Source organism: Klenkia soli (assembly GCF_900103975.1).
GTDB lineage: Bacteria > Actinomycetota > Actinomycetes > Mycobacteriales > Geodermatophilaceae > Klenkia > Klenkia soli.
On sequence record NZ_FNIR01000008.1, the window covers coordinates 75,647 to 92,940 of the forward strand.

Consider the following 17,294-nt stretch of genomic DNA (forward strand, 5'->3'; position numbering starts at 1 on the left):
GTTCTGCGCATGGCGGACCTCTTCGACGGCTACCCCCTCGGGGAGCAGTGGGACGAGATGTTCGGCGCGCCGGCCCAACCACGGCCGCCGTACGCCGGGCTCTTCGGCTCCCTGCAACCCATGTCGGGCGAGGAGCTGGCCGCCCGCGCCGACGTGCTGAGCCAGACCTACCGCGATGCCGGGGTGACCTTCGCGCACGCGGGTGAGGAGCAGCCCTTCCCGCTGGACATCGTCCCGCGGGTGATCGGCGCCGACGAGTGGGCGCACATCGAGCGCGGCGTCGCCCAGCGGGTGCACGCGCTCGAGGCCTTCCTGGCCGACGTCTACGGCGCCGGCCAGGTGTTCGCCGACCGCGTCGTGCCGCGCAGCGTGATCACCACCAGCGCGCACTTCCACCGGGCTGCCCACGGCCTGGTGCCGCCCAACGGCGTGCGGGTGCACGTCAGCGGCATCGACCTGGTGCGCGACGAGGCCGGCGACTTCCGGGTGCTCGAGGACAACCTGCGCAGCCCGTCCGGGGTCAGCTACGTGATCACCAACCGGGCGGCGATGAGCCAGGTGCTGCCCGAGCTGTTCGGCGACCACCGGATCCAGCCGGTCGCCGACTACCCGTCGAAGCTGCTCGCCGCGCTGAAGGCCTCCGCGCCGTCCGCGGTCGCCGACCCGACGGTCGTCGTCCTCACCCCGGGCGTCTACAACTCGGCCTACTTCGAGCACGCCCTGCTGGCCCGCCAGATGGGCGTCGAGCTGGTCGAGGGCCGCGACCTCGTGTGCTCGGGCGGCCAGGTGAGCATGCGGACGACGGACGGCCAGCAGCGGGTCGACGTGATCTACCGGCGCATCGACGACGAGTTCCTCGACCCGGTGCACTTCCGCTCCGACTCCGTGATCGGCTGCGCCGGCGTGCTCAACGCCGCCCGCGCCGGCCGGGTCACCATCGCCAACGCGGTGGGCAACGGCGTCGCCGACGACAAGCTCATCTACACGTGGGTGCCCGACCTCATCCGCTACTACCTGGACGAGGAGCCGGTGCTGGCCAACGCCGACACCTACCGCCTGGACGACGTCGACGCCACCGAGTGGGTGCTCGCCAACCTGGACTCCCTGGTGCTCAAGCCGGTCGACGGCTCGGGCGGCAAGGGCATCGTGATCGGTCCGCGGGCCGACGAGCGCACGCTCGACGAGCTCGCGGTCAAGGTGCGGCAGTCCCCGCGCGACTGGATCGCGCAGAAGCCGATCGGGCTCTCGACGTCCCCGACCCTGATCGACGGCCGGATCGCCCCGCGGCACGTCGACCTGCGGCCGTTCGCGGTCAACGACGGCACCGACGTGTGGGTGCTGCCCGGCGGCCTCACCCGGGTGGCGCTCCCCGAGGGCGAGCTGGTGGTCAACAGCAGCCAGGGCGGCGGGTCCAAGGACACCTGGGTGATCTCGGGTCCGCGGCCCGACAACGCCCCGGCGCCCGACCGCACGCAGATCGAGTTCACCACCGCCGACCTGCCCGCCGAGCCCCCCGCGCAGGACCCGGGCCCGGCCAACGACAACGCGGTCGCCCAGGGTCAGCAGCAGCAACAACAACAGGCCGAGATCCCGGGAACCGCGGTGTCCGGGATGCGGGACGGAGGGACGGCGCGGTGCTGAGCCGGATCGCGGAGTCGCTGTTCTGGATCGGGCGCTACGTCGAGCGGGCCGACGACACCGCCCGCATCCTCGACGTGCACACCCAGCGGTTGGTCGAGGACCCGTGGATCGACGAGCAGCGGGCCTGCCACAACCTGCTGGCGCTCATGGGTGTGCCGTGCGCGCTCGAGGAGGCCGACACCGAGCGGGTGCTCGCGACGCTGGCCTTCGACCGGGTCGCGCCCAGCTCGATCGTCGGGGCGCTGAGCGCGGCCCGCGAGAACGCCCGCGGCGCCCGCGAGGTCCTCTCGGCCGAGATCTGGGAGTCGCTCAACGTCACGCACAACGCCCTGCCCCAGCAGCGCACGATGGCCCGCCGGTACGGGCCGCACTCCCTCTACCGGTTCGTCCGCGAGCGCTCGGCGATGGTGTTCGGCCTGGCCGACGCCACCATGAGCCGCGACGAGAGCTGGCTGTTCCTGATCCTCGGCCGCTCACTCGAGCGCGTCGACATGACCAGCCGCATGCTCTCCACCCGGGTGCTGGCCGGTGACGCCGCACCGTCCTGGACCCTCGTGCTCCGCTCGACCGGCGCCTACGAGCCCTACCTGCGCACCTACCGCGGAGCGGTGAACTCCAGCCGGGCCGCGGAGTTCCTGCTGCTGGACCGGCTCTTCCCGCGGTCGGTGTTCGCCGCGCTCGAGCAGGCCGAGGGCTGCCTGGCCGAGCTCGAGCGCTCGAACGTGCGCGACGGCCACCGCATCGGCGTCTCGGGCGAGGCGCACCGGATCGTCGGCCGGGCCCGCACGATGCTCGAGTTCATGGGCACCGACGAGATCCTGGCCAAGCTGCCCACCCGGCTCGACGAGCTCCAGCGCACGTGCTCGGCGGCCAGCGAGGCCGTCACCAGCAGGTTCTTCACCGAGCAGGCACCCCAGGTGTGGGTCCCGGAAGGCGTGGGGTGACCCCGGTGTCCCAGTCGCAGTCGCAGCGGTTGCCCGAACCGGTCACCGGCCCGATGCCCCGGTCGGCGGTGCCGCAGACGGGCCAGTTCCAGGCCCAGCCGGCGACCCCGTCGGTCGAGCGCTGGCGGTTGCAGGTCGTGCACCGCACGAAGTTCTCCTACGCCGGCCCGGTGCGCAGCTCCTACAACGAGGCGCGCATGACGCCGGAGAACACCACCCGGCAGACCACCCTGCGCTCCCGGGTCGAGGTCGAGCCGGCCGCGACCATGCACGCCTACCGCGACTACTGGGGCTCCACGGTCACCGCGTTCGACCTGCACGGCCCGCACCGCGAGCTCGCCGTCGTCGCCACGTCGGTGGTCGAGGCCGGGCCCGAGCCCGAGCAGGCCGCGGTCGTGAGCTGGGAGGCACTCGGCGACGCCGACGTCGTCGACCGGTTCGGCGAGATGCTGCGCCCGACCCGGTTGACCGCCATGGACGCCCCCGTCGTCCGGGCCGCCCGTGACGTCGTCGGCGACGCCGACCCGCGCGAGGCCGGCCACCGCATCAGCCGCTTCGTGCACGACCACATGCAGTACCTGTCCGGCTCGACGAACGTGAAGACCAACGCCATGCAGGCCTGGACCTCGGGCAAGGGCGTCTGCCAGGACATGGCGCACGTGTCGGTGGGGCTGCTGCGCGCGCTGGGCATCCCGGCCCGCTACGTCTCGGGCTACCTGCACCCCAAGCCCGGCGCCCCGATCGGCGAGGCGGTGCGCGGCGAGAGCCACGCCTGGGTCGAGTGGTGGGACGGCTCCTGGACCGGCTACGACCCCACGAACGTCGTCGAGATCGGCACCCGGCACGTGACCCTGGGGCGCGGCCGCGACTACAAGGACGTCCCCCCGCTGAAGGGCATCTTCTCCGGCCCGCGCAGCGAGGGTCACTCCGTCGTCGTGGAGGTCACCCGCCTGGCCTGATGCAGTGACCAACCACAGGGAGTGCACAACCACGGCACGAACTCTTGGTGGTCGTCGTCCCCTCGGGCGGTCCTCCGGCGGGGGAGGCTGCTCCCGGTCCGGCGCCGAGCGGCGCCGCGGGACGGGGAGACGCACGTGCACAGCAGGTCGACGGTCCGGGCAGCTGCGGCTGCGCTCTCCCTGGGGCTGCTGGCCGCCGGCTGCTCCAGCGGTGACGTGGACGAGACGGCCACCGAGGAGGCCTCCGACGGCAGCTGGACCGTGCTCCTGTACTCGATGGCCGACACGAACCTCGAGGAGGCCATGCTCGGCGACGTCGCGGAGCTGGCCGGGGTGGGCTCGCGGGAGAACCTGCAGATCGAGGCGCTGGTCGACCGGGCCGCCGACGACCAGGACTCCGGCTACACCGGTGCCGACGTGCTGGACGCCGGCAGCTGGACCGGCGCGCGCACCTTCTCCGTGCAGCCCGACAGCCTGGGGCTGCGCGAGGACCTCGGGGACGTCGACACCGCCGACCCGCAGGTGCTGGCCGACTTCATCAGCAGCAGCGTGGCGGCCTCGCCGTCCGACCACTACGCGCTGATCATCTCCGACCACGGCGCCGGCTGGCCCGGCGTCGGCTCGGACGAGTCCGCCGGCCAGACCACGATGGACCTGGCCGGGCTGCAGGCCGGCATCGGCGACGGCCTGGCCGCCGCCGGGCTGGACGAGCTGGACCTGGTCGGCTTCGACGCCTGCCTGATGGCCACCTACGAGACCGCCGCGACGATGGCGCCGCTGGCCGACCGCATGGTCGCCAGCGAGGAGCTCGAGCCCGGGCACGGCTGGGACTACGGCTTGATCGGCGTGCTCACCGACCCGGCCACCGACGTCGACACCCTGGGCCGCTCGATCGTCGACGGGTTCCACGCCCAGGCCACCGAGCAGGACACCGTCGACCAGACCACGTTGGCGCTGCTGGACCTCACCCAGCTGCCGGCCCTCGACGAGGCGATGGGCTCGCTGGCCGGGGCGCTGGCCGACCGGGCCGGGGACCTGGCGCCGGCCGTGGGCCGGGCCCGGGCGACGACGCTGGCCTTCGGCACCGACCCCGACCCCGCCGACTCCACGGGCCAGGTCGACCTCGGCCAGCTGGCCGGCGAGATCAGCGTCTCGGCCCTCGACGTCGCCGACGAGGCCGACGCGGTCAGCCGCGCGCTGGGCGACGTCGTGACCTACCAGGTCGACGGCCAGGCCTACCTGGGGGCCACCGGGATGAGCGTCTACTTCCCGGAGGAGGCCGAGTACTACGACAGCGCGTACGCGCAGGTCGAGGCCGCGCAGTCGTGGTCGGCGTTCCTGGACGCCTACTACGGCGCCGGCCAGGACGTGCCCGCCGACGACCAGCCCGCCTTCGAGACCGGCGACGGTCTGTCGGTCGCCTTCGACGACGAGGGCCTCACGGTCTCCGCACCGCTGGCCGCCACCGGCGCCGACTCGGCGGCCGAGGCCCGCATCGTCTACGGCCAGCGGCAGGACGACGGGTCGCTGCTGCTGACCGGCGACGAGGAGGGCACCGTCGGCGACGACGGCACCGTCTCCGGGTTCTACGACCTGACCGGGTTCACCATCACCGACGGCCAGGACACGATGGCCGCCTACCTCTCCCTGGACAGCGACGAGGGTTCTCCGCTGTTCACCGTCACCGTGCCGCTGGACTACGTCGCCCCGGGCGCCGACCGCGGGTCCGCCGAGCGGATCAGGCTGCAGATCACCGTCGACCAGGACGCCGGCGAGGTCACCTCCGAGACCTACTACGCCGACGCCGGCCAGGGTCTGCTGGCCGAGTTCACGCCGGACCCCGAGGGCCTGGTCTTCACCCTGCTGCAGGCCGAGGACGGCTCCTGGGTCTCCCCGGAGGGCCCCGGCCTGTTCGCCGGGCTGGAGGACCTGCAGTACGGCTTCGACCGGCTGCCCTCGGGGACGGCGCTGTACGTCGCCCTCCTGGTGTCCGACTTCGCCGGCAACCAGACCGCGCTGGACGCCGAGGTCACGGTCCCCTGATCGGACCTGGGACACTGGGGTCCTCATGACGACTCCGCTCAACCTGGTCTCCCTCGAACGTGTCCACAAGGCGCACGGCACGACGGTCCTGCTCGACGACGTGTCCCTCGGGATCGCGGCCGGCGAGCGGATCGGCGTCGTCGGCCGCAACGGGGGCGGCAAGTCCACGCTGCTGTCGGTGCTCACCGGCCTCGAGCCCCCGGACTCCGGTCGGGTCACGATGCGCGGCGGCACGGCGATGGGCGTGCTCGACCAGAGCGGCACGCTGCCCGCGGGCACGACGGTGCACGACGTCGTCCTGGCCGGGTTCGGCGCCGAGCACGAGTGGGCCGCCGACGCCGCCGTCCGCTCGGTGCTCACCGGTCTGGAGCTGGACCGGCTCGGCCTCGACGCGCCCGTCGCCCCGATGTCCGGTGGCGAGCGCCGCCGGGTCGCGCTGGCCGCGCAGCTGGTCCGCCCGCTGGACCTGCTGGTCCTCGACGAGCCGACCAACCACCTGGACGTCGAGGGCGTCGCCTGGCTGGCCGAGTACGTCAAGGCGCGCACCGGCGGCATGGTGGTCGTCACCCACGACCGCTGGTTCCTCGACGAGGTCTGCACCACGACGTGGGAGGTCGCCGACGGGTCGGTCTACGCCTACGACGGCGGCTACTCCGCGTACACGCTGGCCCGGGCCGAGCGTGCCCGGATCTCCAGCGTCACCGAGGAGCGTCGGCTCAACCTGGTGCGCAAGGAGCTGGCCTGGCTGCGGCGTGGCCCGCCGGCCCGCACCAGCAAGCCCAAGTTCCGGATCGAGGCCGCCCAGGCGCTGATCGCCGACGAGCCGCCGGCCCGCGACTCCATGCAGCTGGCCAACTTCGCCGCGCGCCGGCTGGGCAAGACCGTCTACGAGCTCTCGGACGTGTCGTACGCCGTCCCGACCGACGACGGCCCCCGGTCGCTGTTCCGCGACCTGGACTGGAACGTCGGCCCGGGCGACCGGATCGGCATCGTCGGCGTCAACGGCGCGGGCAAGACGTCGCTGCTGAAGATGCTGGTCGGGGAGAACGAGCCCGACTCCGGCGTGGTCAAGGTCGGCCAGACCGTCTCGGTCGCCTACCTGTCCCAGCACGTCACCGAGCTGCCGCCCAAGGCGCGCGTGCTCGAGGCCGTGCAGGACGTCGCCCGGGTCGCCCGGCTGGGCAACCAGGAGATCTCGGCGTCCACCCTGGCCGAGCGCTTCGGGTTCGCCGCCAACCGGCAGTGGACGCCGGTCGGCGACCTCTCGGGCGGTGAGCGGCGCCGGCTGCAGCTGCTCCGCCTGCTCATGGCCGAGCCCAACGTGCTGGTGCTCGACGAGCCGACCAACGACCTGGACATCGACACGCTCACCGCCCTGGAGGACCTGCTCGACGGGTTCCCCGGCACGGTGCTGGTGGTCAGCCACGACCGGTACTTCGTCGACCGGGTCTGCGACACCGTCGTCGCGCTGCTCGGCGACGGCTCGCTGGCCCAGCTGCCCGGTGGCGTCGAGGAGTACCTGCGCCGCCGCGCCGCCGGCGGTGCGCCGCTCTCGACGGCGGCCGGTGCCTCCGGCGGCGACCTGGGGACGACGGCCCGACCGGCCGTGTCGGCGGCCGATGCCCGGGCCGCCCGCAAGGAGGTGCAGAAGCTCGAGCGCCGCATGCTCAAGCTCGACGCCGACGAGAAGAAGCTGCACGCGCAGCTCCTGGACGCCGCCACCGACCACGCGAAGGTCGCCGAGCTGAACGCGCAGCTGATCGCCGTGCAGACCGAGAAGGAGCAGACCGAGACCGCCTGGCTGGAGGCCGCCGAGCTCGCCGAGGCCTGAGGCCGCGCCCACCCCAGGCAAAGGAACCTCTGCACCCCCTTCTCGGCCCAGAAGGGGGTGCAGAGGTTCCTTTGCCCGGCCGGGGGTGCGTGGGTCAGGTCTGCGGGGGGTCCTCGTGGTGGCAGCGGCGCTGGTGCTCGAGGACGTCGGCCAGCCGTAGCCGGCGGTGGCTGCCGGGCTGGTCGTAGGGGATCAGCCCGTGGTCGAGCATGCGGACCAGCGTCGGCCGGCTGACCCCGAGCAGGTCGGCGGCCTCCTGCGTGGTCACCATGCGCTCGTGCCGGCTCAGGGTGACCGAGGCGCCGTCGACGAAGGCGTCGGCGACGAACTCCAACGCCTCGCCGAGCGGCGCCGGTAGCGTGATCTCCGTCCCGTCCGAGCCGCGCACCACCCACGGCCCCGCCGGCAGGGCGGGCGGCGTCGGCGGCGGGTGCACCGTCGACTCGCGCAGGTGGTGGTCCACGGGGCACACTGTAAATCGAACGAATCGAACGCGCGCGCCGATCGGCGTCCGGACCCCCTGGAGACTCGTGGGCCTGCTCCTCCTCGCACACCTGGCGGCCGCCTGCCTGGCGCCGCTGCTGGTGCGCTGGTGGGGTCGTTCGGCCTACTACGCGCTGGCGCTGGTGCCCGCGGCCGGGTTCGTGTGGCTGGGCACGCAGCTGTCCACCGTGCTGGCCGGCGGCACCGTCGACGAGCGCACCACGTGGATCCCGGCGCTGGACCTCGACGTCACGTTGCGGCTGGACTCCCTCGCGCTGGCGGTCGCCGCGCTGGTCACCGGCGTGGGCGCGCTGGTCTTCGTCTACTGCGCCCGCTACTTCGAGCCCGGCGACGAGGGCCTGGGCCGCTTCGCCGGCGTGCTCATGGCCTTCGCCGGCTCGATGCTCGGCCTCGTCGTCGCCGACGACATGCTCCTGCTCTACGTGTTCTGGGAGCTCACCACCGTCTTCTCCTTCCTGCTGATCGGCGGCAGCGGGGCCAAGGTCGCCGGCCGTCGCGCCGCCCAGCAGGCGCTGATCGTCACCACCGCGGGCGGGTTGGCGATGCTCGTCGGGCTGGTGATGATCGGCCAGGCCAGCGGCAGCTACCTGCTGTCCGAGGTCGTCGCGAACCCGGGCACCGGGCCCGCGGTGACCGTCGGCGTCCTGCTGGTGCTGGCCGGCGCGGTCACCAAGTCGGCGATGGTCCCGTTCCACTTCTGGCTGCCCGCGGCCATGGAGGCACCCACCCCGACCAGCGCGTACCTGCACGCCGCGGCCATGGTGAAGGCCGGCATCTACCTGGTCGCCCGGCTGGCCCCCGGCTTCGCCGACACCCCCGGCTGGAAGCCCGTCGTCATCGGCCTGGGGCTGGCCACCATGCTGCTGGGCGGCTACCGGGCGCTGCGGCAGTACGACCTCAAGCTGCTGCTGGCCTTCGGCACCGTCAGCCAGCTCGGCTTCCTCATGGTGCTGGTGGGCACCGGCAGCCGCGAGGCCGCCGCGGCCGGCATCGCGATGCTGCTGGCGCACGGCCTGTTCAAGTCCACCCTGTTCCTCACCGTCGGCGTCGTCGACCACACCTGCGGCACCCGCGACCTGCGCGAGATCAACGGCCTGGGCCGCCGCCTGCCGGTGCTCGCCGTCATCGCGGGGTTGGCCGGTGCCTCGATGGCCGGGCTGCCGCCGCTGCTGGGCTTCGTCGGCAAGGAGGCGGCGTTCACCGCGTTCCTGGACGGCGGGCTGGAGAGCCGGGTCTGGGCGCTGCTGACCCTCCTGGGGCTGCTGCTGGGATCGGTCCTCACCGTGGCGTACACCGCCCGCTTCCTCTGGGGCGCCTTCGGCACGGGCGGGTCGCTGCGGCACTGCGACGCCGACCGGCCCAGCCCTGAGCACCTGCACCGCCCCGGCCCGGCGTTCCTGGCCGCCCCGGCGGTGCTGGCCCTGCTCGGGCTGCTGGCCGGGCCGTTCTCCGGGCTGCTCGAGCCGCTGGTCGCGCCGTACGCCGACACGCTCCCGCTCGTCGCCGAGGAGGCGGAGAAGCTGGCGCTGTGGCACGGCTGGCAGCCGGCCCTGCTGCTGTCGCTGGTCACCCTCGGCGGCGGCCTCGCCCTGTTCGCCGCCCGCGACCCGGTCGCCCGGCTGCAGCGCCGGCTGGCCGTCGACCCCTCGGCCGACGAGGGCTACTGGCACACCATGCGCGGGCTGGACGTCGTCGCGCAGGTCGCCACCCGCACCACCCAGCGCGGTTCGCTGCCCACCTACCTCGGCGTCATCCTGGTCGTGCTCGTGGCGCTGCCCGGGTCGGTGCTGGTGTTCCGCGCCCCGTGGCCCGACGAGGTCCGGTTGTGGGACACCCCGGTGCAGGCGCTGATCGGCGTGGTCGTCCTCGGCGCGGCCGCGCTCGCCGTCCGCATCCGGCAGCGGTTGTCGGCGGTCCTCGTCGTCGGCGTCACCGGCTACGGCGTCGGCGTGCTGTTCGCGCTGCAGGGCGCTCCCGACCTCGCGCTCACCCAGTTCCTGGTCGAGACGCTCACCCTGGTCACCTTCGTGCTGGTGCTGCGCAAGCTGCCCAAGGACATCTCCGACCGGCACCAGGCCAAGGAGCGCACCGCGCGCGGGCTGATCGCCGTCGCCGTCGGCCTGCTGATGGGCGGGGTGGGCATCGTGGCCCTCGGCGCCCGCACGGCGACCCCCGTCTCGGTCGACTACCCGGAGCAGGCCTACGACTTCGGCGGCGGCGAGAACATCGTCAACGTGACCCTGGTCGACATCCGGGCCTGGGACACCATGCTCGAGGTCTCCCTGCTGGTCGTGGTCGCCACCGGCGTCGCCAGCCTGGTGTTCCTGCGCGAGCGCACCGGCTCGGTCGCCCGGGCCACCGGCGAGGCGGTCACGAGCGCGGCCGCCCGGCGGGCCCCCCGGGACCGGTGGCTGGCCGCCAGCGCCACGCTGGCCCCCCAGCGCCGGTCGGTCATCCTCGAGGTGATCACCCGGGTGCTGTTCCACACGATCGTGGTGCTGAGCGTCTACCTGCTCTTCAGCGGCCACAACGTGCCCGGCGGCGGGTTCGCCGGTGGCCTGGTCGCCGGGCTCGCGCTCGTGCTGCGCTACCTGGCCGGCGGGCGCTACGAGCTCGGCGAGGCCGCGCCGGTCGACCCGGGCAAGCTGCTGGGCGGTGGCCTCCTGCTGGCCGGTGCCACCGGCATCGCCGGCCTGGTGCTCGGCGCCGACGCGCTGCAGACCACGATCCTGCAGGCCACGGTCCCGGTGCTCGGCGACGTCAAGCTGGTCACCTCGCTGTTCTTCGACGTCGGGGTCTACCTGATCGTCATCGGCCTCGTCCTCGACGTGCTGCGCAGCCTCGGCGCGCAGATCGACGCCGACGACGAGGAGGACGAGGACGACCCGCTGTCCGAGGACGGCGACGGCGCGGGTTCCGGGGCCGTCGGCGCCGGGGTGGGGGGCACCCGATGACCCCCACCGTGGTGCTGCCGATCATCATCGCCGGGCTCTACGCCGCGGGCGTCTACCTGCTGCTGGACCGCAGCCTGACCCGCGTGCTGCTGGGGTTCCTGCTGCTGGGCAACGCGACCAACGTGCTGCTGCTGTCCGCCGGCGGCGTGGCGGGGCTCGCCCCGATCCTGCCGGTGGACGACGAGTCGGCGATCAACGACCCGCTCCCGCAGGCGCTGGTGCTCACCGCGATCGTCATCACCTTCGGCATCTCCGCGTTCGTCCTGGCGATGATCTACCGCTCGTGGCGGCTGGTCCGCGACGAGGTCGTGCAGGACGACGCCGAGGACCTCCGGGTCGCCACCCGCGAGGAGATCGACGCCGACGAGCGCGACCCCGAGGAGATGGACCCCGCCGACCGCGGCCCCGGTGACGGGTTCACCGTCGAGGCCGGCCCGCACCACCCCGACGGCCGCGACACCGACACACCCTCCGACGACGTGGGGCTGGGCCTGGCCGGTGCGGTCGAGGCCGAGAACGAGTCCGCCGAGGCCCGCGCGGTCGCCGACCCCGGCCAGCTGCGCGCCGGCAGCCAGCGCGACGAACCGGCCCACCACCGCAGGGAGGAGGAGCACTGATGGACGACCTGATCCGGGTGCTCACCCCGCTGCCGGTGCTGCTGCCGCTGCTGGGGGCCGCCGGCGCACTGCTGGTCGGACGCCACCCGCGGCTGCAGCGCACGCTGAGCATCGTCGTGCTCACCGGGGTGCTGGCGGTGTCGATCTCGCTGCTGGTGCTGGCCGACGACCAGGGCGCCACCTCGGTGTCGGTCGGCGGGTGGCCGGTGCCGCTGGGCATCGTGCTGGTGGTCGACCGGTTGAGCGCGCTGATGCTGGTCGTGGCCAACACCGTCACCCTCGGCGTGCTGGTGTTCGCCGTCGGGCAGGGTGTCGCCGACGGCGAGGAGACCGACACACCGCTGTCGATCTTCCACCCGACCTACCTGATCCTGGTCGCGGGCGTCAGCAACGCGTTCCTGGCCGGTGACCTGTTCAACCTCTACGTCGGCTTCGAGGTGCTGCTGGCGGCCAGCTACGTGCTGCTGACCCTGGGCGGTACGGCCGGCCGGATCCGGGCGGGCATCACCTACGTGGTGGTCAGCCTGATGAGCTCGCTGGTGTTCCTGGCCGCGATCGGCCTGGTGTACGCCGCGACCGGCACGGTGAACATGGCCCAGCTCGCCGTCCGGCTGGGGGAGCTGCCCGCCGGCACCCAGCTGCTGCTGCAGTCGATGCTGCTGGTCGCCTTCGGCATCAAGGCGGCGGTCTTCCCGCTGTCGGCCTGGTTGCCCGACAGCTACCCGACCGCGCCGGCCCCGGTCACCGCGGTGTTCGCCGGGCTGCTCACCAAGGTCGGCGTCTACGCGATCATCCGCACCAACACGTTGCTGTTCCCCTCGGGGGCGCTGGACGACGTCCTGCTCTGGGCCGCCCTGGCCACGATGGTCATCGGCATCCTCGGCGCGGTCGCCCAGACCGACGTCAAGCGCATGCTCTCGTTCACCCTGGTCAGCCACATCGGCTACATGGTGTTCGGCGTCGCCCTGGGGACGACGGCCGGCTTCGCCGGCGCGATCTTCTACGTGGTGCACCACATCGCCATCCAGACCACGTTGTTCCTGGCGACCGGCCTGGTCGAGCGCCGCGGGGGGACGACGAACACCGAGAAGCTGGGCGGGCTGGCCAAGGCATCGCCGCTGCTGGCCATCCTCTTCTTCGTCCCCGCGATGAACCTGGCCGGCATCCCGCCGCTGTCGGGCTTCATCGGCAAGCTCGGCCTGATCGAGGCCGGCGTCGCCATGGGGGGCGTCGGGCCGTACGTGCTGGTCGGCGGTGCCGTCGTCACCAGCCTGCTCACGCTGGTGGCCACCGCCCGGGTGTGGGGTCGCGCGTTCTGGCGGCCGCGCTCGGTGGACACCGCCGAGGAGGACGTCGCCGCCGTCCGGCCCGCCGCCGGCACCGCCACCACCACCGCGCAGCTCCAGGAGACCCGGCTGCCGCGCACGATGGTCGCCGCCACCGCCGGCTTCGTCGCCGTCACGCTGGCCATCACCGTGTTCGGCGGGGTGCTCTACGGCGTCGCCGACCGGGCCGCCGTCGACCTGCTGGACCGCACCCCCTACCTCGAGTCGGTCTTCGGCGACCAGGTGATCCGCTGATGGCCCGGGTCACCCGGCTGCGTCGCCAGCTGCCGCTGCTGGTGTGGCTGGTGCTGGTCTGGAACCTGCTCTGGGGCACGTTCTCCTGGGCCAACCTGATCAGCGGCACGCTCATCGCGCTGGTCGTCACCACGCTGCTCCCGCTGCCCACCGTGCAGACGACGGGTCGGTTCCGGCCGGTGGCCGCGCTCCGGTTCCTCGGCCGGTTCCTGGTGGACCTGCTGGTGTCCAGCGCCGAGGTGTCCTGGTTGGCGTTCCGGCCCGGCCGGCACCGCTCGGCGATCATCACCGTTCAGCTGCGCACCGACTCCGACCTGCTGCTGACCGTCATCGCCGAGGCGCTGTCCTTGGTGCCCGGCTCGCTGGTGCTCGACCTCGACCGCGAGCACCAGGTCCTCGCGCTGCACCTGGTGCAGGTGCGCGACCAGGCGCACGTGGAGCGGCAGCGGGCCAACGTGCTGGGCATGGAGGACCGGGTGGTGCGCGCCTTCGGCTCCGCCGCCGACATCGCCGCACTGGACACCCCGGGCGCGCGCACCCCGGAGACCGAGGGGACCGAGAGGATGAGCCAGCGATGAGCGTGGTCGTCGTCGTGTGCTTCGCGCTGCTGGGTGCCGGGGCCGTGCTGATCCTGGCCCGGCTGGCGCTGGGCCCCTCCCTGCTGGACCGGGTGGTGGCCACCGACGCCCTGCTGGTCACCATCGCCTGCGGCATCGCCGTCTACTGCGCCGTCTACCGGGACATCTCGCTGGAGCCGGTGCTCCTGGTGGTCGCGCTGCTGGCCTTCGTCGGCTCGGTGTCGGTGGCCCGGTACATCGGCGGCATGCTGGTCGCCGACCAGCCGACCGACGCCGATGCCGACCTCACCGGCCGGGCGGAGGAGGCACCGTGAGCATCGCCGACGTCGTCGCCTCGGTCTGCCTCGTGGCCGGCTGCTTCCTGTGCCTGACCGCCGGGCTGGGCCTGGTGCGCTTCCCCGACGTGCTCAACCGCATGCACGCGGCCACCAAGCCCCAGGTGCTGGGCGTGCTGCTGGTGATGACCGGTGCCGTGATCCGCCTGGTCGGCGAGCCGATCGTGTGGATGCTGGTGCTGGTGGCGGTGTTCCAGCTGCTCACCGCGCCGGTCAGCGCGCACATGGTCAGCCGGATCGCCTACCGCCGCCGGCACGTGCGCCGCGACCTGCTGCTGGTCGACGAGCTCGGCACCCCGGCCGGTGCACCGCTGCCGACCCGCCCGCACCCCGAGCACCCCGAGGGCGACCCCGACGCCGACGAACCCGCCGACGGCCCCGAGGCCACCCCCCGAACCATCTCGTAGCCCGAGCGCCTTCGGCTCACCCCCGCGACGTGGCGGGCCGCAGTCGTCCAGTGGCACGCGGCACCGCGGTGAAGGGCTGCAGTGCGGGCACCGGCGCGCCGATCTCACGCACCGTCCTGGCCCGGAACGCCTCCCACCCCGAGCCGACATCGACCATGGTCGGCCGCAGCACACGGATGCCCAAGGCGCGCAGCGCATCCTCGGCACGCTTCTCCGCCCACAGCACCTCGGCGGGGTCCTTCCCGCCGTACGGATCGGTGAACTTCACCTTCCCGTCGCCCTCGAACGCCATGGCCTGGGCGCCCAGCCAGCCGTCGACCACCTTGACGAGCTGTCCGCCGGCCCAGATCTCCACCTGCAGCTCGGGCTCCGGCAGACCCGCCGCGACGTGCCGGACCCGCCACGCGGTCTCGAGCCACGACTCGGACCGGCCGTCGGAGCGCTCGACGGCCCGTCCGGCCAGTGGGGTGCCCCGGACGAAGCGCGCCCGCTCGAGTGCGAGCTCCAGCTGTTCCCGGTCGACCTGCTGGCGGAGCAGCGCACGGTCCAGCGTGGCGACCGCGTCGAGCTCGGGCAGCTCGCGGCACAGGTCGACGAGGGTCCGGGCTGCGCTCGTCACCGGGAAGGGCCCGCGACGGGTGAGATCCACGGCGGGCAGGTCGGCCCGGGTCGACGAGCCGGTGCTCCCCGTCGTCGGTCCCGAAGGTGGTCGTCCCCGAGAGGCGGGCTGCCGTGCGGTGGCTGAACGCGGCCGTCGGCCGGTGCAGGTGGCGCAGGAGAGCGAGCAGCTCCAGGTGGTAGCGGCGCACGTCGGTGGCCCCGTCGAGGTCGGCGGTCACGCAGTAGAGCCCGCGGCGCAGCGTCGACCAGGCGCCCGAGGCCAGCCGGCTGCGCACCTCCGCGTCGGTCCAACCCGCGGCCCGCGCCTGCTCGCGGCTGAACACCTGGTCGGTCCAGGTGGCGGTGGGGCCGGGCTGCAGGGCGGTCATGCCGCGAGGCTGCCCGCCCCCGGGCCGTGCGTGTGCCCCGTCGCGAGATCAGTGGACGGCGTCGGTGACTGTGGACGGCGAGGGGGAGCCACGCCCAGGTGGGGTGAGCCGCCGTCGACAGCGCCTCACCCCACCGCAGCGTTGCTCATCCCCGGGCGGCTCAGCGCAGGGCGCGGTTGACCGCCGACACCACCGCGCGCAGCGAGGCGCTCACGATGTTGGGGTCGATGCCCACGCCCCACAGCACCCGCTCGCCGACGGCGCACTCCACGTACGCCGCCGCCCGGGCGTCGCCCCCGGAGGACAGCGCGTGCTCGGCGTAGTCCAGCACCCGGACGTCGACGTCCAACGCCTTCAGCGCGTCGACGAAGGCCGCGATGGGCCCGTTGCCGCGGCCGGTCACCGTCATCGGGACGCCGTCGTCGACCAGCTCGACGGTCATCTGGTCCGAGCCGGAGCCGTCGGCGGTGTGCTGGTGCCCGGTCAGCGACAGCCGCCCCCAGGGCGCGTGCGGGTCGGGCAGGTACTCCGACGAGAACGCCGACCACATCTGCTCGGCCGTGACCTCGCCGCCCTCGTCCTCGGTGTGCCGCTGGACGACGGCGGAGAACTCGATCTGCAGCCGGCGCGGCAGGTCCAGCTGGTTCTCGGTCTTCATGATGTAGGCGACGCCGCCCTTGCCGGACTGGCTGTTCACCCGGATCACGGCCTCGTAGCTGCGGCCGACGTCCTTGGGGTCGATCGGCAGGTACGGCACGGCCCACGGGATGTCGTCGACGCCGACCCCGGCGGCCGCGGCGTCGGCCTTCATCACCGCGAAGCCCTTGTTGATCGCGTCCTGGTGCGAGCCGGAGAACGCCGTGTAGACCAGGTCGCCGCCGTAGGGGTGCCGCTCGTGCACGCCGATCTGGTTGCAGTACTCGACCGTGCGCCGGATCTCGTCGATGTCGGAGAAGTCGATCTGCGGGTCGATGCCCTGGCTGAACAGGTTCAGGCCCAGGGTCACCAGGTCGACGTTGCCGGTGCGCTCGCCGTTGCCGAACAGGCAGCCCTCGATGCGGTCGGCGCCGGCCCGGTAGCCCAGTTCGGCGGCCGCCACCGCGGTGCCGCGGTCGTTGTGCGGGTGCAGGGACAGGACGACGGAGTCGCGGCGGCCCAGGGTGCGGTGCATCCACTCGATCTGGTCGGCGTAGACGGTCGGCTCGGCCATCTCCACGGTCGCCGGCAGGTTCAGGATGGTCGGGTTGTCGGGGGTGGGCTCCCAGACGTCGGTCACCGCGTTGCAGATCTCGACCGCGAACTCCAGCTCCGTGCCGGTGAAGGACTCGGGGGAGTACTCGTAGCGGATCTCGGTCTCCGGCATGCCCTCGGCCAGCTTGCGCACCAGCCGTGCCCCGTGGACGGCGATGTCGACGATGCCGGCCTTGTCCGAGTTGAACACGACCCGCCGCTGCAGCGTGGAGGTCGAGTTGTACAGGTGCACGATCGCCTGCTTCGCGCCGACCAGGGACTCGAAGGTGCGCTCGATCAGCTCGTCGCGGGCCTGGGTCAGCACCTGGATCGTGACGTCGTCGGGGATCAGGCCGTCCTCGATCAGCTGCCGGACGAAGTCGTAGTCGGTCTGGCTGGCCGCCGGGAAGCCGACCTCGATCTCCTTGTAGCCCATGCCGACCAGCAGTTCGAACATCCGCCGCTTGCGGTCGGGGGTCATCGGGTCGATCAGCGCCTGGTTGCCGTCGCGCAGGTCGACCGCGCACCAGCGCGGGGCGACGGTGGTGACGCGCTCGGGCCAGGTGCGGTCGGGCAGCGGGATCGCGGCGAACGGCGCGTACTTGCCGATCGGCATCGGCGAGGGCTGCTGGGTGTTGCGGGCGTGCGGGTGGGTGCTCATGGCGGTGGCTCTCCTGGTGTG

At 73.1% G+C, this 17,294-nt stretch carries 14 protein-coding genes and 1 pseudogene; 11 read left to right on the top strand and 4 right to left on the bottom strand.

What is annotated here, in order from left to right; translation table 11 throughout:
- Positions 1 to 9 precede the first annotated feature (9 nt).
- The 5 genes from BLS67_RS13495 (at position 10) to BLS67_RS13515 (ending at position 7,418) form a co-directional block, all read left to right on the top strand.
- Entirely contained in the window at positions 10 to 1,641 is a 1,632-nt protein-coding gene (locus BLS67_RS13495; protein WP_091245986.1) for a circularly permuted type 2 ATP-grasp protein, read from the top strand.
- Positions 1,635 to 2,585: an alpha-E domain-containing protein gene (locus BLS67_RS13500; protein WP_091245989.1), complete on the top strand. Its 951-nt coding sequence runs from the start codon at positions 1,635 to 1,637 to the stop codon at positions 2,583 to 2,585. The genes BLS67_RS13495 and BLS67_RS13500 overlap by 7 nt, the downstream gene beginning before the upstream one ends.
- Positions 2,586 to 2,590: 5 nt before the next feature.
- On the top strand, positions 2,591 to 3,544 hold the full coding sequence (locus BLS67_RS13505) for a transglutaminase family protein (RefSeq protein WP_242654067.1): 954 nt from the start codon (positions 2,591 to 2,593) through the stop codon (positions 3,542 to 3,544).
- A gap of 135 nt (positions 3,545 to 3,679) precedes the next feature.
- Positions 3,680 to 5,587: a clostripain-related cysteine peptidase gene (locus BLS67_RS13510; RefSeq protein ID WP_091245992.1), complete on the top strand. Its 1,908-nt coding sequence runs from the start codon at positions 3,680 to 3,682 to the stop codon at positions 5,585 to 5,587.
- Between the two features lie 25 nt (positions 5,588 to 5,612).
- Positions 5,613 to 7,418, top strand: a complete 1,806-nt coding sequence (locus BLS67_RS13515; RefSeq protein ID WP_091245994.1) for an ABC-F family ATP-binding cassette domain-containing protein — start codon at positions 5,613 to 5,615, stop codon at positions 7,416 to 7,418.
- Between the two features lie 94 nt (positions 7,419 to 7,512).
- Here BLS67_RS13515 and BLS67_RS24110 read toward each other — a convergent pair whose 3' ends face one another.
- Positions 7,513 to 7,881 (bottom strand): helix-turn-helix domain-containing protein, encoded by a 369-nt coding sequence (locus BLS67_RS24110; protein WP_207500571.1) that lies wholly within the window; start codon positions 7,879 to 7,881, stop codon positions 7,513 to 7,515.
- Positions 7,882 to 7,948: 67 nt separating this feature from the next.
- Here BLS67_RS24110 and BLS67_RS13525 point away from each other — a divergent pair, with 67 nt between their 5' ends.
- Genes BLS67_RS13525 through mnhG form a run of 6 tightly spaced genes read left to right on the top strand, consistent with a single transcriptional unit; the run spans position 7,949 to position 14,393 of the window.
- Entirely contained in the window at positions 7,949 to 10,876 is a 2,928-nt protein-coding gene (locus BLS67_RS13525) for a Na+/H+ antiporter subunit A (RefSeq protein ID WP_091245997.1), read from the top strand.
- Positions 10,873 to 11,493 (top strand): Na(+)/H(+) antiporter subunit C, encoded by a 621-nt coding sequence (locus tag BLS67_RS13530; RefSeq protein ID WP_091246001.1) that lies wholly within the window; start codon positions 10,873 to 10,875, stop codon positions 11,491 to 11,493. The genes BLS67_RS13525 and BLS67_RS13530 overlap by 4 nt, the downstream gene beginning before the upstream one ends.
- Positions 11,493 to 13,073 carry a Na+/H+ antiporter subunit D gene (locus tag BLS67_RS13535; protein WP_165617584.1) on the top strand — a complete coding sequence of 527 codons (1,581 nt, stop codon included), beginning with the start codon at positions 11,493 to 11,495 and terminating at the stop codon, positions 13,071 to 13,073. Before BLS67_RS13530 ends, BLS67_RS13535 begins: the two co-directional genes overlap by 1 nt.
- On the top strand, positions 13,073 to 13,651 hold the full coding sequence (locus BLS67_RS13540; protein WP_091246005.1) for a Na+/H+ antiporter subunit E: 579 nt from the start codon (positions 13,073 to 13,075) through the stop codon (positions 13,649 to 13,651). Before BLS67_RS13535 ends, BLS67_RS13540 begins: the two co-directional genes overlap by 1 nt.
- A complete protein-coding gene (locus tag BLS67_RS13545) occupies positions 13,648 to 13,965 on the top strand; it encodes an MrpF/PhaF family protein (protein WP_091246010.1) in 318 nt (105 codons plus the stop codon). Before BLS67_RS13540 ends, BLS67_RS13545 begins: the two co-directional genes overlap by 4 nt.
- Entirely contained in the window at positions 13,962 to 14,393 is a 432-nt protein-coding gene (mnhG, locus tag BLS67_RS13550; protein ID WP_091246013.1) for a monovalent cation/H(+) antiporter subunit G, read from the top strand. Before BLS67_RS13545 ends, mnhG begins: the two co-directional genes overlap by 4 nt.
- Positions 14,394 to 14,409: 16 nt before the next feature.
- On the opposite strand, the gene BLS67_RS13555 is transcribed toward mnhG, so the two are convergent.
- The 3 genes and pseudogenes from BLS67_RS13555 to leuA all read right to left on the bottom strand — a co-directional run bounded on the left by BLS67_RS13555 (position 14,410) and on the right by leuA (position 17,273).
- Positions 14,410 to 15,042 (bottom strand): hypothetical protein, encoded by a 633-nt coding sequence (locus tag BLS67_RS13555; protein ID WP_131801734.1) that lies wholly within the window; start codon positions 15,040 to 15,042, stop codon positions 14,410 to 14,412.
- Positions 15,043 to 15,238: 196 nt separating this feature from the next.
- Positions 15,239 to 15,382 (bottom strand): annotated as a pseudogene (locus tag BLS67_RS24970) (type IV toxin-antitoxin system AbiEi family antitoxin domain-containing protein); the annotation flags it as partial.
- A gap of 160 nt (positions 15,383 to 15,542) precedes the next feature.
- Complete coding sequence (gene leuA, locus BLS67_RS13560) at positions 15,543 to 17,273, bottom strand: 2-isopropylmalate synthase (RefSeq protein WP_091246019.1); 1,731 nt, start codon at positions 17,271 to 17,273, stop codon at positions 15,543 to 15,545.
- Positions 17,274 to 17,294 lie beyond the last annotated feature (21 nt).